This is a genomic window from Lacipirellula limnantheis, assembly GCF_007746075.1.
GTDB classification, from domain to species: domain Bacteria; phylum Planctomycetota; class Planctomycetia; order Pirellulales; family Lacipirellulaceae; genus Lacipirellula; species Lacipirellula limnantheis.
In genome coordinates, this window is record NZ_CP036339.1 from 2,925,977 (window position 1) to 2,950,713 (window position 24,737).

The following is a 24,737-nucleotide window of genomic DNA, read 5'->3' on the forward strand; positions in this document are numbered from 1 at the left end:
GTCGGACTGGGCCAACATGTCGCCGCTTGATCGATTCGCTATTTTCGCCGGTCGTCGCCAATTTCTCCAGCACACCAGCCTCGGGCTTGGGGTCGCCGCACTCAGCTGCTTAGGCGGCGACGCCGCAGTGGCGCCGATAGGGGGCCTGCCAACGCCGCAGCTTTCGCGGCTGCACATCGCACCGCGCGCGAAGCGAGTCATCTATCTCTTTCAGGCGGGAGGTCCGTCGCAACTTGAATTACTCGACTACAAGCCGCAACTTGATAGTCGCTTTCGCACCGAACTGCCGGAGTCGGTGCGGCAGGGCCAACGGATCACCGGCATGGTGAGCGGTCAGGGCGAACTGTTGATCGCGCCCAGTCGGTTTGGGTTCAGGGCAACGCCGAACTGCGGCACCCCGATCGGAAATCTGTTGCCGTTTACCCAGAAGATCGGCGATCGACTTTGCGTCGTCAATTCGCTGCGTACGGAAGCCATCAACCACGACCCCGCGATTACGTTCCTCCAGTCAGGGTCGCAACAGCCAGGTCGACCATCCATGGGATCGTGGATCGACTATGGCATTGGGTCCGAGTGCGACAACCTGCCTGCATTCGTCGTGCTCATTTCGACTCCTAGCAACGGCCGGCCCGACCAGGGGCTGCTCTCTCGTCTTTGGGGTAGCGGGTTTCTTCCCACCCGTCACCAGGGAGTGAAGCTGCGGAGCGCGGGCGAACCGGTCGACTTCCTGGCCAACCCTACCGGTCTGCATCCCACGACGCGTCGTTCGTGGTTGGCGGCGCTTGAAGAGCTCAATCAGCGGCGGTTTGAGGCGGTCGGCGATCCAGAGATTCAAACTCGCATCGCGCAGTATGAGCTGGCGGCTCGCATGCAGACCTCGGTGCCTGAACTTGCCGACGTGGCAGACGAATCTGAGAGTACTTTTGCGCTCTACGGCGAAGATGCACGGAAGGCAGGCACCTATGCGAGAAATTGCCTCATGGCCCGTCGCCTGGCCGAGCGAGGCGTGCGATTCATCCAACTCTATCATCGCGGCTGGGACCACCATGGCGACTTACCCAACAACATTGCATCGCTCGCTCGCGACGTGGATCAGGCGTCTGCGGCGTTGATACTTGATCTTGAGCAGCGCGGACTCCTAGAAGAGACGCTCGTGGTTTGGGGCGGTGAGTTTGGCCGTACCGTGTACAGCCAGGGCGCGGTGACCCGTGAAACTTACGGCCGCGATCACCATGGTCGAGCGTTCTCAATCTGGCTCGCTGGCGGCGGCGTGAAGCCGGGCATTCGTTATGGCCGCACCGACGACTTCAGTTTCAATGTGATCGAGGGTCCCGTGCATATTCATGACCTTCAGGCGACGGTGCTCGCCTGTTTGGGAATCGATCACGAGCGGCTCACTTTCGCGTTCCAAGGGCGTCAGTATCGACTGACTGACGTCCACGGAACGGTCGTACGCGACATCCTCACTTGAGTGCGGCGGTCTCCGACTGGCGATTTCCTGCGGAGGTTCGCAATGCCTCCAAGCTCGCCAGTCGCCCCAGTCGAAAGATGCTACCGTCACGTTGACTCATGATGCGACGGAGGTCGGATGGCGCGCTCATGCCCTTTTTTTGCCGGGGGAGCAGCCGCCGGTGCTCTTGGTAAGCGGAATACGCTTCAATCGCAGCCATCGGTTAGCTGATATTTAAAGAAAGGCCGCCCCAGGAGTCGCAGGGCCTGCGCAGGCGCATCGCGGTGCCGCCGTGCGAGTTGATGTACCAGAAGTCCCGCGGACACGAGCATGCCGTGGTCTTCGGCAACCAATCCAAAGGCTCAAGACGAAGCGAGGTGACGCAACGTTGGCATCGGACCATCCGTCGACTTCACTCTTGGTCCGGGCTCCATGGCACGTTGCAAATTCTCAACAGCGACGCGACGAGCAAGGGTGCATGCTGCGTCCAGGCTTCGTAAATGTTTCTGTCCTCTGTCTGTCGGGCGCTTCTGGCGGTATTTTGAAGCGTCGATGCGCCAGCGAGCGGCCGCGAGTCCGACGCCTTGAAGCCGGTCCTATGGGAGACGTACTTGAATGCGAGTTTGGTTAGCCATGAAGTGTTTTTTCAACGTGTTGCTGCATGGGGAGTTCGCCAACCGCTGCGAGTTGTTATTGAAAGACGCGCCTCTTGCGAAAAATCAGGCCTCTGCCGCGGCGCCGTGCTCGCCGGCGGTCGTATCAGCGTCGCGTAGCGATGCCGTCACCTTGCTCGCGACGCTCCAACGGGAAGCGCGGTTTGTCGACATCGTCAACGAATCGCTCGACGGCTACTCGGACGCGCAGATCGGCGCCGCCGCGCGGGACGTACTGCGAGATTGCGGCAAGGTATTGGCGCGAGTCTTTGCGTTGCGGCCAATGCTTGAGCAGGAAGAGGGCGCGACGGTTCAAGTTCCGGCGCACTATGAAACGGAATGCTACAGGCTGACGGGCGACCTCTCGCGCGAGCCGCCGTTCGCGGGCAAGCTGATGCATGCCGGCTGGCAAGCGACCAAGTGCGACCTGCCGACCTGGACCGGGAGCGGCAAGGGAGCGCTCGTCGTCGCGCCCGCCGAAGTTCAACTGGGATGATCGAGAAAGAACGTTCGATGACCGCCAAGTACGTCGTGGGGATCGACCTGGGCACCACCAACTGCGTGATGGCCTATGTCGCGATCGAAACGAAGTCGCCGCAGGTGGAGCTGCTGGAGATTCCGCAGCTCGTCGCCGCCAGCACGATCGAGAGCCGCCCCTTGCTCCCCTCCTTCCTCTATCTTGCGCCCGAGCACGAAGCGGCGTCGGGGGCGCTCGGCGTACCGTGGCAGCGCGAGATGCCGCTCGCCGTCGGCGAGTACGCGCGGCGGCGCGGGGCGGAGATGCCCGATCGGACCGTCGCGGCAGCCAAGTCGTGGCTCTGCCACAGCGGCGTCGATCGCCGGCAGCCGCTGCTTCCCGAACATGCGCCGCCCGAGGTGGCGAAGATTTCGCCCGTCTCGGCGTCGCGCCGCTACTTAGAACATCTGGTTGCGGCGTGGAACGCGCAGTTCCCCGAGGCGCGGCTGGCGCAGCAGTACGTGGTGCTCACCGTGCCGGCTTCGTTCGACGCCGCTGCCCGCGAATTGACGCGCGAAGCGGCGATTGCGGCGGGGCTGCCCGAGTCGCTGGTGTTTCTGGAAGAGCCGCAAGCCGCGGTTTACTCATGGCTCGTCGCCCGCGGCGATGAATGGCGGCGTGATCTGAGCGCGGGCGATCGACTGCTGGTGTGCGACGTCGGCGGCGGGACGACGGATCTCACGCTCATCGATGTGGCCGAAGCCGGCGGTGAGCTTGAACTACGCCGGCTGGCGGTGGGCGACCACCTGCTTGTGGGCGGCGACAATATGGATCTGACGCTTGCCCACCGCGTCGCCCAGTTGTTCGCCGAGCAAGGGGTAAAGCTCGACGCGTGGCAGTCAGTGTCGCTGTGGCACTCTTGCCGCGATGCGAAGGAAGCGCTCCTCGCGGCCGACGCCCCGGAGTCGCACCGCGTTGCGGTACTGGGGCGCGGCAGTAAGCTCATCGGCGGGACCGTGACGGTCGACGTACAGCGGCAGCTGGCCGTCGATCTGCTCGTTGGCGGCTTCTTCCCCAAGTGTACGATTACTGATCGACCGCAGAGGCGGCGGGCATCAGGGTTCCAGGAAATTGGCTTGCCGTATCAGGCCGACGTGGCGATCACGCGGCACTTAGCGGCGTTCCTCGCCGCGCACGCAGACGGGGATAATCGCTCCGCCGCGCCGACGCACGTGCTGTTCAACGGCGGCGTGTTCAAGGCCGCCGCGTTCCGCGCGCTGGTGCTCGATCGCCTTGGCGAGTGGTCAGGCGCGGACAAGCCGGTGCGCGAACTTCCGGGGCCGCGCGACCTCGACTTCGCCGTCGCGCGGGGCGCTGCATTCTACGGCTGGACGAAACAGCAAGGCGGCGTGCGGATCCGCAGCGGCGCCGCTCGGTCGTATTACGTCGGCATCGAAACGGCCGGCCTAGCGATCCCCGGCGCGCCGCGGCCCTTGCGGGCGCTTTGCGTCGTGCCCTTCGGCATGGAAGAAGGGACCGCGGTTGACGTGCCCTCGAACGAGTTTGGCCTGGTGCTCGGCGAACCAGCCCATTTTCGTTTTTTCAGTTCGGCGGTGCGCCAGCACGATCGCCCCGGCGCGCTATTGCCGACGATCGACGAAGAGGAACTCGCCGAAACCGATTCGCTCGAGACGATGCTCGAAGCGGGGAGCGACGACGCCGAAACGTACGTGCCGGTAAAATTTCAGGCGCGGATCACCGAGCTCGGTGTGTTTGAGCTCTGGTGCGTCAGTACGACTTCCGATCGGCGGTGGAAGCTGGCGTTCAGCATTCGAGACGATGCGCAAGAGGCCGCGTCGTGAGCCAGGGCCGTTCACTGCCGGACGCCGCGGACGATTCCCGCAGTCGGTTTGTGGTGGGGATCGACCTCGGCACGACGAACTCGGCCGTCGCGTACGTTGACGCGCAACAGGAGCGATGGTCGGTCGCGACGCTCAGCATTCGGCAGGTCGTGGCGCCGTTTCACGTGGAAGGGCGCGAATTGTTGCCGTCGTTCCACTATCAGGCGACGCCCGCAGAGGTGAGCGGCGGCGCTATGCGGCTCCCTTGGGACCAACAGGCGCCCGCCTACGCCGTCGGCGTTTTCGCGCGCGACGATGGAACGGCCAATCCAGGACGGCTTGTCGCCTCGGCGAAGTCGTGGCTGTCGCACACCGGCGTCGATCGCACGGCGGAGCTGTTGCCATGGCACGGGGACGCCGACGTCGAACGGCTTTCGCCCGTCGAAGCGTCGTCGTGCTACCTGCGGCACATTCATGAAGCATGGAATGCCGAGTTCCCAGGGCAGCCGCTCGCCGAGCAGGATGTGGTGATCACGCTGCCGGCGTCGTTCGACGAAGTTGCTCGCCAACTCACGATCGAAGCCGCCAAGCGGGCCGGACTCCCGCGGATTATTCTCATCGAAGAGCCGCAGGCGGCGTTCTATGCCTGGGTCTCTCGGCATTCCGATGATTGGCAAGCAAAGGTGCAGGCGGGGCAGAAGGTGCTGGTTTGCGACATCGGCGGCGGCACGTCCGACTTTACGCTGATTCGGGCGAGCACCAACGCGGCAACGGGCGACGTGCAGTTCAACCGCATCGCCGTCGGCGAGCACCTGATTCTCGGCGGCGACAACCTCGATCTCACGCTGGCGCGGCATATCGAAACGAAACTCGTCGGCGATAATCGGTTGCCTGCGCACCAGTGGGAAGTGCTCGTACGAACGGCGCGTCGCGTCAAGGAATCATTGCTGGGCGAGAACTCGCCGGAGACAATCACCGTCAATCTGCCGGCGGGCGGTTCGAAGCTCATCGGCGGCGGCCTGCAAGCGACCGTTACGCGCAGCGAAGTCGAGGAGTTGTTGCTGGAAGGCTTCCTGCCGCGTGTGGGCCTGGGTGACAAGCCGATGCGCAAGCAATCCGCCTTCCAGGATTTTGGGTTGCCGTACGCGGCCGATCCGGCGATGACGCGCTACCTGGGCACGTTCTTGGCGGCGCATCGCTTCACCGGCGATCAAGCGCCCACGCGCGACTGGCACGAAAAGCAGCAGTCCGATCCGGCGCGGCCCGACGTGGTGCTGCTCAACGGCGGGCTGTTTGCTTCGCCCGCGCTGCGAGCGCGATTGCTGGAGGTGGTCGCGTCGTGGTTTTCTACGGAGGGCGACGCTTGGCGGCCGCTGCTGCTTGATAACCCGCGTTGGGATTTGGCGGTCGCCCAAGGCGCCGCCTACTACGGCATGGTGCGGCGCGGCCAAGGGGTGGCGATCTCCGCCAACCTCGCGCGCAGCTATTACGTCGGCGTTGCCGGCGAGAGGCCGCGCGCCGTCTGCCTGGCGCCTGGCAGCGCCGTTGCCGGGCAGGATTTTGAGATCGAGGGACTCGACCTCGAAGTGACGCTCGCCGAGCCGGTCGAATTCCCGCTGTATGTCTCAAGCACGCGGCTCGTAGATCCGCCAGGCGCGATCGTCGAGGTGAATCTCGACGAGCTGACGCCGCTGCCGCCGATTCGGACGGTGCTGAAGTCAGGACGCAAAAAAGAGCACCAGCAAGCGAAGGTGCGGCTGCATGCCCATCTCTCGGAGATAGGCGTGCTGGAACTTTCGTGCCGTGAGATCGATGCGCCGCGAAGCTGGCGGTTGCAGTTCGACATTCGCTCGACGACGCAAACAGACGTCGCCGCGCACGACTCGGCCGCCGAGCGCGAGGGATTCGTTGATGAATCGGCGCTCGCCGCCTGCCGCGAGCGGATCGAGCGGGTGTTTGGCGAATCGGCGACGGAGCCGCCGCGAACGCTGATGCCGGAGCTGGCGCAGGCGCTCGACATGGAGCGGCATGCCTGGCCGACGTCGGTGTTGCGGCGGCTGTGGGAAATGCTGCTGGAGTTCGAATCTGGCCGCCGCCGCTCGGCGGGCCACGAAGCCCGCTGGCTGAACCTCGTCGGCTACGCGCTGCGTCCCGGCTACGGATTCGCCGTCGACGATTGGCGCGTCGCGCAAACCTGGCGCGCCGTGAGCGGCAAGGCGGCCTTTCCCGCGTCCCATGCGGAGGCGCTCGTGCTGTGGCGGCGCATCGCGGGCGGACTGAGCCGCGGACAGCAGCTGGGGCTCGCCGAGCCGCTGCTCGCTGCGGTGAACGCGGCGCGACGCCGCTCGGAAGGCCGTCCTGTTTCCTCAATCGCCGGCGGCCTCGATCCGGCCGCTTCGCTGGAGATCTGGCGACTGCTGGGATCGCTGGAACTGTTGCCCATCGAGGTGAAGCTCCAGCTAGGCGACGACATCGTTCACCTGCTGCCGAAGCGCAAGCTGGAGAAGGCCCGCACGACGATGATCTGGACGCTAGGGCGACTAGGACAGCGCGTGCCGTTGCACGGACCGCTCAATACGGTTCTCCCGGTAGAGTATGCCGAGACGTGGCTCGAAGCGATCGAGCGTCATCCAGGCGACGACCTCATCTCGAACGTCGCCATCATGCAGCTAGCGCGCCGGACCGATGATCGGCATCGCGACGTCGACGACGCGCTTCGCGACCGCATCGTGAAGCGTTTGTCGCTGCGGGGAGCGGCGGAGCACTTAATCGAACTCGTTCGCTCCGGCGGTTCGCTCGACGAACGTGAGCGAACCGAGGTCTACGGCGAGTCGATGCCCATTGGTTTACGTTGCTTCAGTGACGCGTAGCGAACAGGTCCCGACGCTGTTGGCGTCTGGGTAGTGGACCTAGAGGTCAGGGCGGCGGTTCGGCGGCGCCCCGAACGGCTCCTCCGCAGCGAGCAATCGCGCGCTCGCGCATCGCCGACCCGTCTCAACGACGCGCCGCTACTTTTGACCATCAAGTCCGGCCCGAAAAGATGCGTTTCGCGACGGCATTTGCGCGTCCACTTGCTTTCGCCAGGCGTCCAAGGTTCGTCCCAGTTCGGCGGTCTTCTCGCGCTCGACGTTTGCCAGATCATGCGACTCGCTGACGTCGACCGCGAGATTGTAGAGCTCTCGGTGCCCGTCTTCGAGGAACTCAATTAGCTTCCAATCGCCGGCTCGCACGGCGCTGGCCGGCGTCGAGGTCGGGTAGTAGTGCGGGTAGTGATGAAAGATCGGCGGCGCGGCGTTAGGCGCTCTGGGGTCCTGCAAGAGCGCATCGAGCGTCCGGCCGTCGGTCGTGTCGGCATGCGCCTCATCCGCAAGACCAGTGATGGCGGCAATCGTCGGCGCGATATCCACGCAATGGACCGGCGCCTCGCAGGCCTGGTTCTGCGCTGCCCCTGCCGGCCAACGGACAATCAGCGGAACGCGGACGCCGCCTTCGTAGAGCGAGCCTTTGCCCGAGCGAAGGGGCGCATTGTTCGTGCAAGCGGCGTTATCGAATTGTCCGATATGCCCTCCGTTGTCGGAAAGAAAGATGATGACAGTTCGGTCGGACAAACCTCGCTCCTCAATCCGCTGCATTACCCGGCCGACGCTTTCGTCGAGACTCTGCAACATGGCAGCGTAGTTGGCGTTCTGATGACGCAGACCGGGGGCAACCTTTGCCTCGTAGTGCGCCGTCAGCTCCGGCTTCGGTTCGATCGGCGTGTGAACCGCGTGATGAGCCAAGTAGAGGAAAAATGGTCGCTCGCCGGCGCTGTCGATGACCCGCAGCGCTTCGTCCGTGAGACGATCGGTGAGGTATTCCCCCGGCTGCCCACCCTCCAGGTGAGGCACGTAGCGGAACTCGCCGCCGTAACGCCCCGCGCCTCGGTAGGGGAAAAAATACGAAAACGGAGCGCCCCAGAAAGTGCCGCCGACGTTGATGTCAAAGCCATGTGCCTCCGGGTAATGGGCTGCGTCCCCCAAGTGCCACTTTCCGACGAGCGCCGTCAGGTAGCCGGCCGATTGCAGTCGTTTGGCAATCGTCGTTTCAGTCAGCGGCAGGTCGCGGGTCGAGAGCGGCGGGACCAACGGCCGATCGCGCGGCGGGGTTGCGGCCGACTCGTACCACGTCGTCACGTGAAGTCGTGCATAGTGCTTCCCCGTCATCAGGCTCGATCGAGTCGGCGAGCAAACGGGCGCGGCATACGCACTAGTGAAGCGAACGCCGCCGCGCGCCAGCTGATCGAGGTGCGGCGTCTCGTGCAGGTCGGCCCCGTAGCACCCCAAGTCCGACCACCCCAAATCATCAGCCAAGATCAAGACCACGTTCGGCCGTACCGACTCCGCACCGCTCGTTTGCCCCATACCGGCCAGCAATAGGCTCGACGCTAGCCAAAGACGCGCGGCATGAGTCGATGCCGCCGCGACCAAGGTTGGAATCACCGCTGACCAACAAACTGACATTAGTCATCACCTCAACGTCGCGCCTGCACGCCAGGGCAGCTAAGAATTCTGCGCTGAAACGACGTGCACGCGGCACAAGCTCCCATGTTACCACAGCCGCCAAGTCGAAGACTTAGTTCGCGGACCCTGAAGCGGTTAGAACCTGTCAGTCGACCGCTAACAGCGTGACGGCGAGTTGAGTTTCATCCTCAAACTTTTTGGAAATTTCTCTCGCGCATACGGCGGATCAGCGCCATTAAACGCCAGCCCCACGAACTCGGCCTCGGTCTCGCTTGCCACCGCCACTCGCCAACCCGAGGGCTCGATGACCGTATTGTTTGGGTCCAAAACTACTTGATTCGTTATGAGGAGCGACATCAGCACACACTCCAAATCTGCTCAGGCATTCGACCTAAAGCCAATTTTACCCGCCTGTTCAGCCGCGTAGCAAACCGCCCCGCTAGGCCGCGTCATCTAGCTCGAGGGGCGCAAAAGCCTTGACGATGGTTCGTCGCCAACGCTTCCATCGATCCCGATCCCGCGCCGCGCGTCATTGACAGCGGACCCTAGGCTCAATGCTGGCCAGACCGGCGATTTCGCTGAGCCGTTTTCTGGCGATGCAGGCATCCATGACGCGCCCCACGATTACCGGGGCCCGCGATCAAAGAATGGATCGATGGGGCGATCGGCAAGTAATAGCCGGTAGCGCAGGGATTGGCATGAACCCCCAGACAACGACCAATTCGCCGATAGTCCAAGCCGCAGCGATGCAGTTCCCAAGCCTGCTCGCACCGTTCTAGGCGCTGTTGACGCCGCGTTTGCCGAAGTAGTTCCTGCAGTCGCGACTTCTGTTCCAAAGGATCGGCACGGGGCGACCTTGCCAGGGTCGGGAGTTGCGGGTTAACAATGGGCTGCGGGGGTCGGCGGGTCTGGTCGGCGGCTTCCCAGGAGAGGCGCCGGGATTGGATCAAGAGTTGAGTTGAAACAAACCAAGCGGGCCCGGTGTGAAGACGCGGCCATTTTTCATCTCAAGGCGGAGCAATGCCGTGGGCGTGTCATCTAGCGTTCACAAAACCGATTCTCCCCCAGTTTCTCCTCGCCGAAGCAAGCAGCGCCACGAGCGCAAGCGTCAGGGACGTGGGCTCTGGCACTGGCGCCTCAATGAGTGAGAAACGAGCGTTAAAGAGATTTTCGGTGTACACCAAGCCGCCATCGACGGGCGTGCCGTCGGCCAACCGGCCGGTGAGTTGGTGCACGCTATAGCTCGATTCGCCGTAGATGAAATTGGGGTCGACGAGCGTCGATTGGAGATCGTGGCCGATGAATTGAATCTCGGCGTCCCCCATCGCGGCGAACCCCGGTAGCGGCGCGAGTTCCTCGAGATTTCCTTGAGGCGCTGCTTCGGCGTCATTCTCGAGGCCAACGCTGACGTCTGCCGCAGCTGGCGGCACGCCAAAGAGTCCGAACGTTCCACCGGAATACAGAAACGTCGCGGCCCCTTGAAACACCGGGAAGCCGACGACGTGGCCGCCGCTCATTGCCGTGATGCTGCTGCCAAAACCAGCGAGGTTGCCCGCCACCTCGCCTCCCGAGACGCTGACCAAGCCTTGTTCGGTCCCCAGATTGAAGAGGGTGCCCCCGGTGCGGGAGGAGCCGGCGAACTTCAAGTGGCTTTTGCCGTGCGCTGCGATCGATTGCTCCACTTGCGTATTGGTGAGGTTGAGCGTGCCATCTTGAACGAAAGCATACAAACTGTTGCCGCCGATAAGATCGAGCGAGCCATTTTCCGTCACAACGGCGCCGCCCGTAACGGCGATATTGGCGAGTGCGAGCTTGGCTTTTCCGGACACGGTGAGATCCCCGGCGACTCTGTCCAGATTCGTCACTTGCAAGGCGCCGCCGCTACTGACGGCGAGACTGCCGTTGATCGTGTCAATTCCGTCAAGGATCAACTCGCTGTTTCCCGAAGCGGCGACGCCCCCCTTGATGGTGGAGACCTCTCTGATGCTGAGACTCGCGTTGTCTTTGACCTCTGCCGCCATTCCCGCCCCAGTTCCGACCGATTCAACACCCAGGATGCCGACCGCTCCGTGGCCCGACGCAAAGGCAGTCCCTTTGAGGACGCCCCCGGCGGCAGTGACTCGACTCGTTGTCGTCACGACCGTTGAGTCAATACTGAGCGCGACCAGATTGCCTTCGATCGTGGCTTCATCCAAAAAAATGGATGAATTCCCGGTCGTGTTGCCCAAGCAGGTGACGCTGCCGTCAACGGTGGCATTTTTGATGCTCAACGAACCGGTGATATTTGCTTGGACCAGGCCTTTGACTCTTCCTCCCTCCATCGAAATGGCGCCTCGTGAGGCAGTAATCTTCCCAACCACGCTATTCTGTTCAATTTTTACCGTGGCGGTCGCTTCTTCATCTGACTCGGTTCTAACGTTGGATCGAACTGTTGAATTACGAATGGTGATGGTCGCATCACCTCGTCCGACGACTTCATCCACTGTGCTGCTATCAAGCAGGGTTGTTCCCTTCGTCGCGATGACGGAGGGTAGAAAGCCATCGGATCCGACTTGGGGGAGGGTCGAGACGCCGGTCAAGGTCAGCTGCCCGCTGGAATTCATCTCAACGCCGTCTGCGAGGTCGATGAATTGCGTATTGGTCAGACTCGCATTGCTCTCGTCGTAAAGTTGCAAGTTGCCAATGACACTGTTGGTCATTGTCAGTTGACTTTCATCGTGCAGCACAAGGAAATTTGGCCCGACCTTCAAGTTGGAATTCAAATCCTCAAGCGTGTGCTTGTTCACATTCGAAAGCGTCAGCACGCTGCCATTGTAGGCGTATACTTGCGTGCGCAGATCATAGCCGAATTGGCGATCGGCGCTGGTGAAGGCTGGGCTGCTCGCTTCAAATGGACTATTGGGATTCTGTGGGTCAAAACCCCAACCAAAAATATTGAGCACGGTGGCCGTGGAACCCGCGCCCGATTCGGAAGCAAATGGAGCTCCATGTTCATCGAGATACAGAAACAGGGTATTCGGAATGACCGGCGGCAGCTTGGCGGGCCGGCCGGAATGTTCTGCATGCGTTGCGGAGCAAGCGGCGGCCCACAGCGCCGCGGCGAGAGCGGTTGAGCGAAGTCGAATCACGGCGTCACCTTTTTTGGAGTTGAAGAGGTTGGGTTTGCTGGCAGTGATCGAGGCGTCGCGTTTTCGGGATTCCCCCAGCAGCCCGGTCGGGGCCGCTCCCGATGCAAATTGGGGCTAATTGTAACCGGGAAACCCTTCAACTCCGCGTGCAAACACTCGGCGATTGTTAACCTTTTCCGTTCCCGGGCAGGCGGGAAGTTGTTCAAAGAGCGAGTTGGGGCATGACCTTCGCAGTTCGGCGAACAACCTCTCCTCAAAACGCGATTTGCGCCAATCGTTTGCGATCGCCATCCAACCTGGCCGCACCTGCCAGCGACGTCGCCAGTCGTGCGAAACGCTCGATATCCTTGCTTCCTTCCAAACAAGGAGGCGTTAGCATGGCTGCAATGTTACTGGCGGAGAGTCGTCAAGTTTTTCCGCCAATGGCCACGCTGTGATCAATCGGGCGGCGCCTTGCCTTTCCCACGGCGCCCTGGCGAACGCTAGCCGGCTGCCCAGTCCAAGGTGCTGGCGCTAGTGACCAAGCCCCATCGAGAGAGCCCGCGCTTGGAGCGAGAGACCAGGCAGTGAGCGCAGATCGAAGACCAGCGTTCGCATGCCGCGGAGCCCTAGAGTTCAGGCCAAAGGAGATTAATTCGATACGACGCGATGTCACCGCCATGCTAAAAACGTAGCGCCCGGCGCCCCGAAATGTTGGCGCCCGTGAAGGTGCGGGTAGACGTGAATCATGCCCGCGCTTCAGGGGGCGCTGCACGATTCGGGCGCCGTTCACGGGTCGGCGGAGCGGGAGCGCAGCTCGATGGCATCTGGTCGAGCGATCCAAGCAAGGCGAAGAATCGCAAAGGTGTCATTTGGCAGGTAGAATAACGCACAAGTTCAACCAAGCGTCACCTAGGTCAAGGAACACGGGGCCGTGGAGCGAAACGCCGTTTACCGACTGGTTCGGCTCGCCACGCTCGCGCTGTTTACATCGCTGTCGTCGCAAGGCTTGGCCTACGAAGCGCAAAGCAGATGGACGACGACGGCGACCGATGGAACGGTCGGTTCGACCGGCGCCGTGGGCGTTCCCGTCACCGTCACTTGGAGCTTCGCCCCCGATGGCACAGCCATCCCGGCCGAGACATTCGGAACGGTTCCCAGCAATCTCATCAACTTTTTGGACGCTGGCTGGGGCATTGGACCGGGGGGCGGCGACTATGCCTCACGACCGTGGTTTCCGATTTTTCAGCAGTCATTCGATCGCATCAGCGCCTTGTCTGGCGTTACGTACGTCTACGAACCCAGCGACACGGGCTCCAGTTTCAGCAACGCCGCTAACAGGCGCGGGATTCTGGGCGTGCGCGGGGACGTGCGCCTGGGCGGCAAGTCCTATGGCGCCGGTTCCACGACGCTGGCTTCGAACTACTACCCCGATTACGGGGAAATGATGATCAATACGGACCAATCCGCATTCTTTCTCAATAGCGCGAACGGTTCCAGGAGATTTCGCAATACGATCATGCACGAGAGCCTCCATGGTCTCGGGCTGGCCCACGTCGAGGCTAGCGTCGCCGGGTTCTTGCTCGAGCCGATCTTGAGCGCGTCGTTCGACGGACCGCAGCTCGACGACGTCCTCGGTCTCCAGCGCCTCTACGGCGACTTCTACGAGAAGAGCGGCGGCAACGACGTTGTTGCGAAAGCCACGCCGCTGGGGCTCGTGTCCGCCCTCCAGCCGCGGCTCATCGGTACGCAGGGCGGCAGCACGTTCATTGGCGCAGGGCAGACCGATTTTGTGAGCATCGACGACGTTTCGGACAACGACTTTTTCAGCCTCACGCTCCAGGAGACGTTGGACGTGACGCTGAAATTGAGCCCGCAAGGAACTTCCTATCAGGTTGGTCCGCAAGGAGGGACGCAGACGACGTTTGATAGCCGCACGCTGAGCGATCTGTCACTGGCGCTCTTCGCCCCCGACGGTTCCGCCGTGCTCGATTTCGCCAATGCGGCCGGCTTAGGAGCGGAAGAATCGATCGTCCGGCGCCTCGATGCGGGAACGTACTACGCGCGGGTCGCTGGGGCGCAAAGCAATGTTCAATTGTATCAGTTCGCCGTGACCGCCTCGGCGCTGCCGCCGCGCAGTCTGCTGTGGGCCGGCTCGATGAGCAGCGAGTGGGACGTCCTGCTCACGGCGAATTTCACTGCCGACGGTGCGCCGGCGACGTTTCGCGCGGCCGACGACGTCCGGTTCGATGACGCGTCGTCGGTGCGTGCGGTGACCTTGACGGCCGACGTCGCTCCGGACAGCATCGTCGTTGATTCGGCTGGCGAGTACCGCTTCGTCGGAGCGGGAGGAATGATTGCCGGAACGCTCCTGGTCACTGGCGGCGGGACGTTCGAATTGGCCAATGCGGGCAACTCCTACGGAGGCGATACGCTCGTTGCGGCCGGCGTCCTAAAGATTACCGGCGACGCCAATGCCATGGTCACGCCGATCACCGTCGCTTCGGGGGCGACGCTGGTGATGAATGCCGCTGACGCCGGCGACATGGCCAGCCTCATCGGGGTCGAAGCGGGCGCGGTGATGCAGGTCGGCGAACTTGGGACCCAATCGCAAGTGCTGCCCGATTCGCCGACAGGCATCACGATTGACGGGTTGATGCGCATCCTGGACGCCGAAACAATTCTCCATGTCAGCGGCAGCGGGGCCATGGTGGTGGAACGAGAGGAGGCGCAGTTTCGCGATAATCCGCTTTTTGGCGGCGAGGTCGTCGTCCAGAGCGGAGCCGTCGCGCAGCTGGCCACTGCCGACGGGTTAGGCAGCGTCCAGGGCCGGACGGTCGTCGAGGAGGGAGGGAGCGCGGCGATTGTCGCCGACATGACGCTCGCCGAGCCATTCTCACTCAGCGGCGATGGAAACGGCGCAGGAGCCATTCGCGTTGACGAGAATCTCACGGTCGATTTTCAGGGCGATCTGTCGCTCGACGGTCCGCTGGTCCTGCTGGCGATCGAGGGCGGCGCGACGGTCCATGTGCTTGGCGCCGTCGAGGACGCCCTGGTTGACTCGCGACTGACGCTCGATGTGGCCGCCGGCGCTGAGTTGACGCTCGACGGCGACATCTCCGTCGGCCAACAAATGCAGAAGACGGGCGCGGGCGCCGCGATCGTCGCGGGGACGGCCGCGTTCTCAGGAGACGTCGACGTCAACGCGGGCGAGCTGAGCCTGTTAGGATCGGGAGCTTTGATGGGTTCGCTTCGCGTCGCGGCCGGGGCCGCCCTGACGGTCCAGGGAGTCCAGTGGCTGACGGAAACAACCCGGCTGACGGGCTCCGGCGAGGTGCGGGGCGATCTGGCCGTCCCGGGCATCTTGGCGCCTGGCGACGGACTCGGCGTCTTGGCATTCACCGACAATCTTGCGCTGACTTCGGCGAGCCGGCTGCAGATTGAGGTGAGCAGACTGGGAACTGAAGTCGTCGCGGACCGCGTCGACGTTACTGGCGCGGTCAGTCTTAGCGGCGCGCTCGAACTTGCCTTCGCCGACGACTTCAGCCCAGCGCTTGGCGAGAGCTTTTCAATTGTGTCGGCGAGCATGATCACCGGCGCATTCACTGACCTCTTGTTGCCACAGCTCCCGACCGACTTCGCTTGGCACATCGCCTACAGTTCGAACAATGTGACGCTCTCGGTGGGCGCCCCCGTCCAGTTCGATCCGGCCGATTTCAACTCCGACGGCAGCGTTGACGGCGGCGATCTGGCGATTTGGACATCCGCTTACGGCGTCAGCGGAGCAGCGCCCCTCCTGGGCGATGGTGACGGAAATGAGACCGTCGACGGAGCCGACTTCCTCATCTGGCAGCGCGACGCCGGTGCAACCCCGACGGCGGCGGGGATCGTCGTCCCGGAACCTGCCAGTCGTCTGCTGACGTTGTCGGCGGCGGTCATCATCGTTCGCTCGCGCCGACGCCGTTGGCTGGCGGCGCCGCGCGGATCAGCGCTGGAATTTTCATGAACATTAGAGCGTTTTGCGCCCGCGGCGCTCGTTCCGCGGGAACGACGCATGTGCCGCCGTCTCCTCGATTACCAGGCGAACTATTGGCAGCAAGCGCGCCATGTGGCGGCCGAGCTCGTAGGGCGCGCGGGAACGACGTCTGCCCGTCGAAGTGCAGTCGAAGGCCTCCGATTGCTTCCTGTGGCAGCGCGGCGTCAACGCGACCGATCCGGCCGCGACCCGCGCCAACAGTAACGCCGATGACGACCCTATCGGGGACGCCGCCCATCTGGCGGACTGGCATACGCAGTTCAGCGGCTCGCCCGCAGTCGTGGCTAAAGCGTCGCGCGCCGGTTTACTGACGGCAGTACAGCCGGTGAACGAGGCGTCACGGCCACACTCTTGTATTGAACCGCGTCCCGCCTACTGGAGCGAAGAGGCAATTCTTCGTGAATCTCGGAGGCTATGCCGACGGCGAATTCACTGCATTGAACGCCAGCACGATTCTCGTTGCCGTTTCCCAACGCGAAAATAAGCGTCGGGCGAAATCAACCCTGCTCATTGGGAAAAGTGCCTTGCACGCCGACGAACTATGCGACGTGGATGATTGTTTAGAAATCCGTTCCGTCGATGGATACGTGGTTCATCTTACGGCCACATCAGATCCAGATATGTTAGCGCCGCACAATGGTTATTGGGTGATTTCGAAGGAGGTCATCTTTGCAATCATAAATCGAGGTGGCAGTGACTGACTGCCCCACTTTTAAACATAATGAGTACGCGGTCTTTTGGGGACGTGGCAGCCAAGCGACCAACGAATGAGGCCCGGCCAAAAATTGACCGGGCCATCGAGGTTATGACAACGCGATTGTTCGCGGTTAGCTTCCACAACCGCAGGACGCAGCGTCTGGCTTCCAACTCTGTTCCGTCTCTTTTGAGTTCTTCGAAAGGTGAACGTGACGATCAACACGCTCAACCCAAGCTAGAGGAACGAAATGATGCTGGCCATCGGGACTGTCGTTCTTCGTGAGCTTGATTGCCCCACCCTCGACATGATCGACCACGCCCATCTTCTTACCGCAGGATGCTACGACGTCCATGTGGTCTGCAATCGCACCGACGCCACGATCAGTTCCATCACCCGGACCACTCATTCCTGTCTTTTCCTTCACGAAGTCGACTGCATCCTCGGCGCCAGTCGCGATCCTTTTACCGACGTCCTTCGCAGCATTTGCGACGGCATTCCCTGCGTCGGCAACGCTATTCTTCACTGTGCTCGCCATGATCGTCTCCTTAAAAAAAGTTAAGCAGCAAGCGCCGCTCATCTGGTCTAGACATCCACGCCTAATTCGAAGTGCAACTGTCATACCGTTGTTGCGCTGAACCAGGCGGTGATTGGAGCACGACTGGAAGGCGTGAGAAGGCGAAGTAAGACGGTGCGTTTCTTAAAGAACCTTCGCTTGGTCGGCCACGATAAACTGACGCAGATCTGACGCAGATCCGCCAGTGCACCCTCTGGATACCGACCGGATTCAACACAGGCGATTGCCGACGAATCAGCCGTGAGTTCGCGAGTCCCCCCAGGCGCTCGAAGGCATCGTAAAATGCGCATCAACGAATTGTCACGATTGGAACTCCGGGCGCTAAAGTGCCAAGCGAGCCAATCAATAGAGTTTCCGCATATCGGCGATGCGCCGCTCGATTGCTTGGCAAACGACGGGGCTCGCGGAGAGCGTCAGGGAGTCAATCATGACACTCAGTTCGCCCATCGAAAGCGCCGCCAAGTCGATCGACCGCAAGGCGTCGCTGGCACGCGCGATGACGGCGCCTTCGGCGTCGCAACGGCACGCGACGACGGAGCCGAGAAAGGGGACAAAGAGCAACGCATCAGCGTCGTCCCCGCACGCTACCATAGACTCAACCTCTGCTGCATCTTCAAGAGCCGGCATCGTCGCCCCTCCAGGAAAATGAATACGGGCCGGCCGTATTCTCAACCTGCGCGCAGGGGATGCAAGAATTTTCTTCGCCACAAACGGCTGATCATCCAACTCTTCTCATTCAGGCCAAGTTGCGCGCCTCAAGTTCACAATGTCTTCATCAATCCTTCGTATAGTGGAGCGATGGATTCGCCTGATGCCAAAACGAAGACCGGAGCGTTGGAAACTCCGCCGGAGGTTCTTTACCTCAACGACCTAAGTGACGGCGACCGCGCGCTTGGGTTTCGCCATTGCCGGATTGCCAACCCAACGACGGACATGCCGCTGCGCCGCGTGAAGGCGGTCGTCTTCGCAATTGACGCGAGCAATCGCATCGTCCGCGTCTTTGACGGATTGTTGAATCGTCCCGGCTATGTTCACCAGTGTTTTGGCGCCCTCAAAAAGCGGCGCTCCGTTCGCGGATGGTATGCCGTTCAACTGACTTTTCCCGACGCGGTCATGGCCCTGAATTCGTGGCAAAGCGGAAAGGACAACCGAGAGTTCGGCGACGGGACGTTTCCGCACGTCGAAGCTGAAATCCCGACCCAGGCGGAGTACTGAGACGGGGTATGAGACGAGTAGACGTCAGCCCGAAAATTGCACAGCGGCCGCCTAGCGGGATGCGTTGCCAATTGGCCGCTGTGCGTTAGAAGACACAATTCCGCACGGGGCGTCTTGCGTGGTCGGTGATTGTGTCGAGCGGTTCGCCAGGGTAGGGCGCCAAGGTGAACAAGCGATGAAGGAGATTAACCTGCGGCGCTTCTGGCGGCTTTGTGGAACACGTTATGGTGTTCGATAAACGCGCTGACCTTATTGCGGTCGATCGCTTCTTTTTCAAAGTGAAACCAGCGGCTAGGTCCGCCCGTCGCGTGGCACACCGGACACGTCCACCGCGCGGAAAACTGGCCGGACCTCGTTTGGACGTGAATTTCGCACTTGATGCCCTCGCGTTCGTAATGCTCAGCAGCCATATCTATCCCCGCGCATCAATTTGGAGCCGCCTCAGAGGGTCCGTGTGATACGCAAAGTTTGCCGCGAATCAAAATTCACAGGCCAAACTGCCCATTTTAACAGTTTTGAAAATGGGCGAATAGCAACCGTTGGTAGTGCAAACTGGCAATAGAATGGCACGGGCGGGCTGTGTCCTATCCCCCAGCGACGTTCATGCCCGCGCCAATACTTCGCTTCTCGCAAGCAGCTAGAATCGAGCTGACCGATTCGCGCGCCGTCATTCGCGTTTCTGACGAAGGCGAGGATCATCGGGCGATCGCCAACGTCTTCGCTGGCGGCGGCAAGTGTCGGTTGTTCGACGCGAATCGCTTGACGCTGATTCAGCTCGTCGAGTTCAAGACGGATGGCGGGGCGGCGGAATGGACCGCGGTCATTTAGCGACCGGGAGGTAACGATGATGCCAGTTACCCCGCGGCTATGGCTTCGCGATCTTGAGCCTATCCAGCGTCAAGGTTCCGAGCCGCTGACGCGCGTCGTCGTCAACATCGCGACGCTCCGTATCGAGTTCCCTTCGGACCGCGCGGCTTGGCTTGGTTTCAGCAGCCGGAATTCGGCGCCATGGATAATGTTATCCGCGACGAGCTCGTGGCCCGTCTCACTCACTTTCGCCGTGAAATTGGCAGCATTGATCGGCGTCTAACGGAACTCGCCGCCGGTTTCCCGAAGTCGAATCGCTGACGGACATCTACGGCGTCGGTCTTTACGCGGCGCTAGTGGTCATCGGGGAGTTGGGCGAGATCGAACGCTTTCGTTCAGCTCACCAGGTCGGAGCCTACGCTGGGCTCACGTCGCGCGTCCGACAGGCAGGCGATCCCTGCTACTACGGGAAGATCACGCGGCAGGGATCTCCTTCTCTGCGGTGCGTCCTCGTCGAGGCGGCTATTCATGCCGCCCGTCGCGACGACGGCTTGAGGAATTTCTATCAGCGAGTTCGGAAGCGAGCGGGGGCGAACAAGGCTCGCGTGGCCACGGCTCGCCGACTGGCCAAGATCTGTTGGATCCGACTGAGGAGATGGAGCCGGCAACACTCGACGCAAGCGGCCTAGAAGGAATATGCGACGCGCACGCATTGAACGAGAACGGCCCGGGAAGGGGGATGGCGGGACCTTGGTCCGCGCCGGTGACCTGAGTGGGCGGCTCGTTTGTGAAGCGTGATATGCATGACGGCCGATCAGGTCGGGCGATGCGAATGGGCGCCGACAGTACGCGAGACGCAGAATCGTTGTACTGAAAACGACGGCAAGGAAACTTGACCGCGGCGGTTATGGGTGCGTCCTCGACCTGATCGGGGACAAGTGGACGCTTTTGGCGGCGCGGGACATGGCCTGCGGCAAGCGGCATTTCAACGAATTCTGTCGCTCGCCGGAGCGACTCGCCACGAACATTTTGGCCGAACGATGGGAGCGATTGGTCTCGCATGGGTTGGCCGCTAAGCACGCCTCGGCCGACCAATCGGGGCGTGACGCCTATCGGCTGACCGTTAAGGGCAAGTCATTCGGGCCGCTACTTGCCGCCATGGCGGTACGGGGACTGTCTCACGTCAAAGGGACCAAGGCAGAACTGACGCCGAGTTTCGATTGACCGGTGTCGGGTGAAGACAAACGCAGCTATTCAAGGAACAAAGGCGATCATAACCTCCCACTGAACCTTGAATACCGGAATTAGCCGACCGACGACGTCTTCACAGAGATCGGACTCGACACTGGGCGCCGTGGATTCCGGCTAATTCAGCGATCCAGTTCGAGGGCGTCCGCGAACCAGCTTCTTTCGTGCTACTAATCTTGGCGGCGGCTGGCTGGTGACTCTGGCGAGCCCGGGCCGCACAGAAAGGTTTCATCAACTCATCAACGCGTGAGGCACACCAACAACCACCGTTAAGAAACGTTTCCCTCGGCGGCCATCCCGCCGGCTGGGCGACGGCGATCGACGCCTTGCCAGGGCGTTTCTAAACCCGTTGACGTGGTAGCTTTGGAACAGCTACGACGCCCCGCGGACTCATCTCCGCGGCCGCTCTGACGCTCGGCGGCCAATTTGGCGGCCGAGACTTGCCGGCGAACGGACGATTTTCAAGCGTCTACTGGCGGCGAGGGCAACTACCTTCGGTTCGCAGGAAATGATTCCGTCCCAGCTGAGAGCGGATTTGCAGTTTCTCGCTAGGTATTCGGGTAGACTGCAGCCTCTTGATCTGGCCCTATGTCGCGAATCGCTGCTTTAGCAGTGCTGCGCAGAACTCTACCTGAGAGTCTCTACCATGACTCACGACCATAAACGAGTTGCGTTGGCGTCTTGTTTGACTTTGGTTCTGCTCGCAGGGTTTCCGCAAACAAGCTGGTCATTGCCGCGGACTTGGATCGGCGGCAACGTCGATTGGGACGACGCGGGCTCGACCGCCAACTGGACCCCCGCCGACGAACCCGATGCCGACGACGAGGCGATTTTCAACTCCGCCAACACGGTGAACCTGGGGACGGGCAATTCAATTCAAGCGCTGACGATGTCGGCCGGCATCGACCTGAACATCAACGGTCAGAACCTGACGATTGACGGACTCGTTCAGCTCACCGGCGCGAGCACGATTCTCATTATCAGCGGTTCTAACGCGGATGTGGATGCTGGCAGCGTAACGATCAATTCGGGCGGCGCCGTGCAAATGGCCGGCGGCCAAATGCTGATCGCCGGACTGTTGGATATCAATGCCGGCGGCACGCTCAGGGGGTATGGCACGGTCAGCTTCAGCGATGTGCTTGCGGTCCCAACGACGCTGCTTTCGAACGACGGCACAATCTCGGCCTCCCATCCGTCACCTGTTCTCTTTGGCGCCCCGATCGTCGACATATTGTCGATTTCTTCCTCGAGCGCCAACTCGCGGATCGATCTCGACGGGGTCGGCGTCGCTGGCGCCGTCACCGTCGGTCGCAATCAAACGCTCGACGTGAATGACCCGCTGTCTGATGCGTTCAGCGGGTCGATGCTTCTCTCACACAACTCAACGTTTGACATCTTGTACCCCTGGACGCTCGATACGGGAACGATCACGGCAACCAACGGCTTCGTCGACGGAGGTATCTTCCCCGATACGCCGGCTGACGTCTCGGTCATCGCCGGGGCCGCGCTAACGCAAACCGGCGGGACGATTACGGTAGCGGATACGGACGGCACGCTGCGGGTCGACGCCCCGCTCACCATGAATGGCGGCACACTGACAAATAACGGGCTGTTGATCTTCAACGCCGACGCGACAATCGCGGCCGGGGCGAACTTCGCCCTCGGCGCAGGCTCGGACTTTACGGTCGGTGAGGGCCGGACGGTGACCATTAATCAGACGAATTTCAATATGGATGGTACCGTCGTAAACGGTACGCGGATCACCGTAAATAGCGAGGGTCGACTCAACATCGACGTCAGCGACTACGACAGCGACTCAATCACGAACCGGTTTGACGGCGTCCTGACGATTAACAGCGGCTTCATCACGGTCAATTCGGCCGACGCCGAGTTCGTCATGGATGGTACGCTCAATATGAACAATCTTTCCGATAATGTGGCGGGGATTGCCGGCTGGAATGCTGGTAGCGAGCCGCTGGACATCGGTGACGACACGGGATCGCTCGATGCAAAGTTTAATGCGGGCGGAGCGGGATCAATTCAGATTGCCGCCGCCGATATCGACTTCAACTCAGACGCCGACATCCATGTCCTCGCCGGCGTTTCTCTTGACTTCTTGAATCTCGTTAACTTCAACACCGTCAACGGCGCAAACAATGCTGAGTTTACCGGCGCTGGACGAATCAGCTTCACAGATGACGTCAACGTTAACGAAGCTGTGACCCTCAACATGGTCGGCGGCACGGTTGATCTTGATGGCACTGACGGCATCGGGGACACGATCAACGTCGACGCCCCGCTGACGATCAATGCCGCGCATATGAGCAACTTCGGCAACGTCAACGGGGGCGGCGGACCGAACACGCTCGACGTCAACAACAGCGTCGGCACGGGGGTTCTCACCGTGAATCTCGACGACCCGGCCGACGAATGGACCCTCAACGCACCCGGCATGATTAGCCTGGTGAACGACAATGTCGCAGCCACGCTGCTCACCGGGAGCGACGTCAACCTGAACGGCCAGGTCACCGTCACCGGCGACGTGCGGACCACCGCCCGCGTTGACATCGGGTCGACGAGCGTCATAAACATCACCACGGCCAACGAGCCGCTGCGGTTGGCTGGCGGCGACAATTCAAGCGATCCGAACACGATCGACGGCGGGCTCATAACCGGCATCGGCCCCATCGCCGCCGACACTGGCAAGGCGCTGCACGGCTTCGGCACGATCAACAGCGGCATTGACTTTGACGGCTCGTCCAACCTCAAGGCCGACGATGGTACGCTGACGCTCAGCGGCTCCCTAATTGACGTCAACATCCTCGGCACTGCTGACACGGACGGCATGCTGAACATTCCAGCTGCGTGGAACACCTCCACGGGGAGCGGAGTCGGCTCCATCGGCGTCGTTTCGCTGTCGGGCGGCACGCTGCAAGGGGGCGTGATCACCAACGACAACATCAACGGCATTCAAGGCTTCGGTACGGTGACGTCGCGGGTTATCAATAACGCCAAGCTGATCGCCGCCAACGGCCCGACGCTAATCGTCCAGACCGCCGGCAACAACAACGATTGGGACGGCGGCACGGGGACCGGCGAGCTTCGGGGAAGCGGCGCCACCCTGGAAGTCCGCGACATCGGTCAGGAGGTATTCACGGGGACTGTCACGGCCAACGCCGGCGGCCGGGTCTTCACCAACGGCATCTCGTTTGACTTCAGCCCAGCCTCGACGATCAACCTCGACAACGGCACGCTGGAGTCGGCCAACAACGTCTTCATCAATGGGACGGTCACGGTCGGCGCTGGGCCGGAGTCGACCATCAAGACCGGCGACGCGAACTTCCTCGACTTCAATGCAACCAGCAGCACGACTCTCATCGGCAACCTGCGAGCGCAATCGCCGAACACCGAAATCGCCGCCGGAGCGACGTTTAGCGGCACGGGAGCGCTGGTAGTTCCCGACGGCAGCTTCGCCGTCGCCGATGCCAACGCCAATGTCAACGTTCTGCTGATCAACGACGGCGTGCTCCGCCCCGCCGGCTTCGACACGGTCGGCCGCGTCGACGTCAAGGATTACCAGCAGGGAGACACCGGCGAACTGTTCACGGAGCTTACCGGCACGGGCCTCAATCAGTTTGACCGGCTGGTCGTCAACGGCGCGGCGCTGCTCGACGGCTACCTGAACATCGACATCGACGGCGGCTTCATCCCCGCGCTCGGCAATACCTTTAACATCCTAACCGCCAGCGGCGGCGTCTCGGGCGTCTTCGACTACGTCGACGTGAGCGGCATGCCCGTCGGGCTCGCCTTCCATCTCAACTACCAGCCGACGTTCGTCCAACTGCAGGTGGTCAACAAGCCGAACTTCTCCGCCGACTTCGACGACGACGGTGACGTTGATCCAACAGATGTGACGATCTGGAAGGGAGCATTCAACCTCAGCCAACTCGGTGACGCCGACGGCGACAACGACTCCGACGGCAATGACTTCCTCCTTTGGCAGAGACAGTTCGGCAGCATCCCCGCCGTCGCTGCGGCCACCGCGGTTCCCGAGCCGGAGACACTCTTGCTCATCGTCGTAGCAGCGGTCAGTCTTCGCCAGATCGGCGGCGGCTGGCGCCAAGAGCGCGTTAGCGCATGAGACATCTCGTCA

15 protein-coding genes are annotated in these 24,737 nt (G+C 61.8%); 11 read left to right on the forward strand and 4 right to left on the reverse strand.

The window, feature by feature from the left end; all coding sequences use genetic code 11:
• Positions 1 to 16 precede the first annotated feature (16 nt).
• The 4 genes from I41_RS11445 (at position 17) to I41_RS11460 (ending at position 7,271) form a co-directional block, all read left to right on the forward strand.
• Positions 17 to 1,471 (forward strand): DUF1501 domain-containing protein, encoded by a 1,455-nt coding sequence (locus I41_RS11445; RefSeq protein ID WP_145432716.1) that lies wholly within the window; start codon positions 17 to 19, stop codon positions 1,469 to 1,471.
• A 612-nt stretch (positions 1,472 to 2,083) separates the two neighbouring features.
• Positions 2,084 to 2,599: a DUF2760 domain-containing protein gene (locus I41_RS11450; protein ID WP_168206824.1), complete on the forward strand. Its 516-nt coding sequence runs from the start codon at positions 2,084 to 2,086 to the stop codon at positions 2,597 to 2,599.
• Between the two features lie 17 nt (positions 2,600 to 2,616).
• Positions 2,617 to 4,422 carry an Hsp70 family protein gene (locus tag I41_RS11455; protein WP_145432720.1) on the forward strand — a complete coding sequence of 602 codons (1,806 nt, stop codon included), beginning with the start codon at positions 2,617 to 2,619 and terminating at the stop codon, positions 4,420 to 4,422.
• The gene (locus tag I41_RS11460; RefSeq protein WP_210421167.1) at positions 4,419 to 7,271 is read left to right on the forward strand and encodes a hsp70 family protein; all 2,853 of its coding nucleotides are present in this window, start codon (positions 4,419 to 4,421) and stop codon (positions 7,269 to 7,271) included. The genes I41_RS11455 and I41_RS11460 overlap by 4 nt, the downstream gene beginning before the upstream one ends.
• A 138-nt stretch (positions 7,272 to 7,409) precedes the next feature.
• Here I41_RS11460 and I41_RS11465 read toward each other — a convergent pair whose 3' ends face one another.
• Together I41_RS11465 and I41_RS11470 are read right to left on the reverse strand one after the other, a co-directional pair.
• Positions 7,410 to 8,900: a sulfatase gene (locus I41_RS11465; protein ID WP_145432722.1), complete on the reverse strand. Its 1,491-nt coding sequence runs from the start codon at positions 8,898 to 8,900 to the stop codon at positions 7,410 to 7,412.
• Positions 8,901 to 9,934: 1,034 nt separating this feature from the next.
• Positions 9,935 to 12,028, reverse strand: a complete 2,094-nt coding sequence (locus tag I41_RS11470; protein ID WP_145432724.1) for a hypothetical protein — start codon at positions 12,026 to 12,028, stop codon at positions 9,935 to 9,937.
• A 913-nt stretch (positions 12,029 to 12,941) separates the two neighbouring features.
• Between I41_RS11470 and I41_RS11475 the strand changes: the two genes are divergently transcribed.
• The gene (locus I41_RS11475; protein ID WP_145432726.1) at positions 12,942 to 16,013 is read left to right on the forward strand and encodes an autotransporter-associated beta strand repeat-containing protein; all 3,072 of its coding nucleotides are present in this window, start codon (positions 12,942 to 12,944) and stop codon (positions 16,011 to 16,013) included.
• 428 nt (positions 16,014 to 16,441) lie between these two features.
• Positions 16,442 to 16,744, forward strand: coding sequence for a DUF1543 domain-containing protein (locus tag I41_RS11480; protein WP_145432728.1), 303 nt, complete (start codon positions 16,442 to 16,444; stop codon positions 16,742 to 16,744).
• Between the two features lie 126 nt (positions 16,745 to 16,870).
• Here the strand turns inward: I41_RS11480 and I41_RS11485 are convergent, their stop codons facing one another.
• Together I41_RS11485 and I41_RS11490 are read right to left on the reverse strand one after the other, a co-directional pair.
• Complete coding sequence (locus I41_RS11485) at positions 16,871 to 17,275, reverse strand: DUF2171 domain-containing protein (protein ID WP_145432730.1); 405 nt, start codon at positions 17,273 to 17,275, stop codon at positions 16,871 to 16,873.
• A 381-nt stretch (positions 17,276 to 17,656) separates the two neighbouring features.
• Positions 17,657 to 17,941, reverse strand: coding sequence for a hypothetical protein (locus I41_RS11490; protein WP_145432732.1), 285 nt, complete (start codon positions 17,939 to 17,941; stop codon positions 17,657 to 17,659).
• A gap of 171 nt (positions 17,942 to 18,112) precedes the next feature.
• Between I41_RS11490 and I41_RS11495 the strand changes: the two genes are divergently transcribed.
• The 5 genes from I41_RS11495 to I41_RS11515 all read left to right on the forward strand — a co-directional run bounded on the left by I41_RS11495 (position 18,113) and on the right by I41_RS11515 (position 24,725).
• Positions 18,113 to 18,529 (forward strand): hypothetical protein, encoded by a 417-nt coding sequence (locus I41_RS11495; RefSeq protein ID WP_145432734.1) that lies wholly within the window; start codon positions 18,113 to 18,115, stop codon positions 18,527 to 18,529.
• A gap of 603 nt (positions 18,530 to 19,132) precedes the next feature.
• Entirely contained in the window at positions 19,133 to 19,357 is a 225-nt protein-coding gene (locus I41_RS11500; RefSeq protein ID WP_145432736.1) for a hypothetical protein, read from the forward strand.
• A 305-nt stretch (positions 19,358 to 19,662) separates the two neighbouring features.
• Positions 19,663 to 20,025 carry a transposase gene (locus I41_RS28530; protein WP_391524841.1) on the forward strand — a complete coding sequence of 121 codons (363 nt, stop codon included), beginning with the start codon at positions 19,663 to 19,665 and terminating at the stop codon, positions 20,023 to 20,025.
• Between the two features lie 238 nt (positions 20,026 to 20,263).
• Positions 20,264 to 20,560: a winged helix-turn-helix transcriptional regulator gene (locus I41_RS11510; protein WP_261342492.1), complete on the forward strand. Its 297-nt coding sequence runs from the start codon at positions 20,264 to 20,266 to the stop codon at positions 20,558 to 20,560.
• Positions 20,561 to 21,230: 670 nt separating this feature from the next.
• Positions 21,231 to 24,725, forward strand: a complete 3,495-nt coding sequence (locus I41_RS11515) for a beta strand repeat-containing protein (protein ID WP_145432739.1) — start codon at positions 21,231 to 21,233, stop codon at positions 24,723 to 24,725.
• Positions 24,726 to 24,737: the final 12 nt, after the last annotated feature.

What these genes read in the sequence shown, in the direction of transcription:
- I41_RS11450 (WP_168206824.1), top strand. Translation starts at nt 2,084, where the DNA reads ATGAAGTGTTTTTTCAACGTGTTGCTGCATGGGGAGTTCGCCAACCGC.
- I41_RS11465 (WP_145432722.1), bottom strand. Translation starts at nt 8,900, where the DNA reads ATGTCAGTTTGTTGGTCAGCGGTGATTCCAACCTTGGTCGCGGCGGCA.
- I41_RS11490 (WP_145432732.1), bottom strand. Translation starts at nt 17,941, where the DNA reads ATGCCGGCTCTTGAAGATGCAGCAGAGGTTGAGTCTATGGTAGCGTGC.
- I41_RS11495 (WP_145432734.1), top strand. Translation starts at nt 18,113, where the DNA reads ATGGATTCGCCTGATGCCAAAACGAAGACCGGAGCGTTGGAAACTCCG.
- I41_RS11445 (WP_145432716.1), top strand. Translation starts at nt 17, where the DNA reads ATGTCGCCGCTTGATCGATTCGCTATTTTCGCCGGTCGTCGCCAATTT.
- I41_RS11515 (WP_145432739.1), top strand. Translation starts at nt 21,231, where the DNA reads ATGACTCACGACCATAAACGAGTTGCGTTGGCGTCTTGTTTGACTTTG.
- I41_RS11500 (WP_145432736.1), top strand. Translation starts at nt 19,133, where the DNA reads ATGCCCGCGCCAATACTTCGCTTCTCGCAAGCAGCTAGAATCGAGCTG.
- I41_RS11455 (WP_145432720.1), top strand. Translation starts at nt 2,617, where the DNA reads ATGACCGCCAAGTACGTCGTGGGGATCGACCTGGGCACCACCAACTGC.
- I41_RS11485 (WP_145432730.1), bottom strand. Translation starts at nt 17,275, where the DNA reads ATGGCGAGCACAGTGAAGAATAGCGTTGCCGACGCAGGGAATGCCGTC.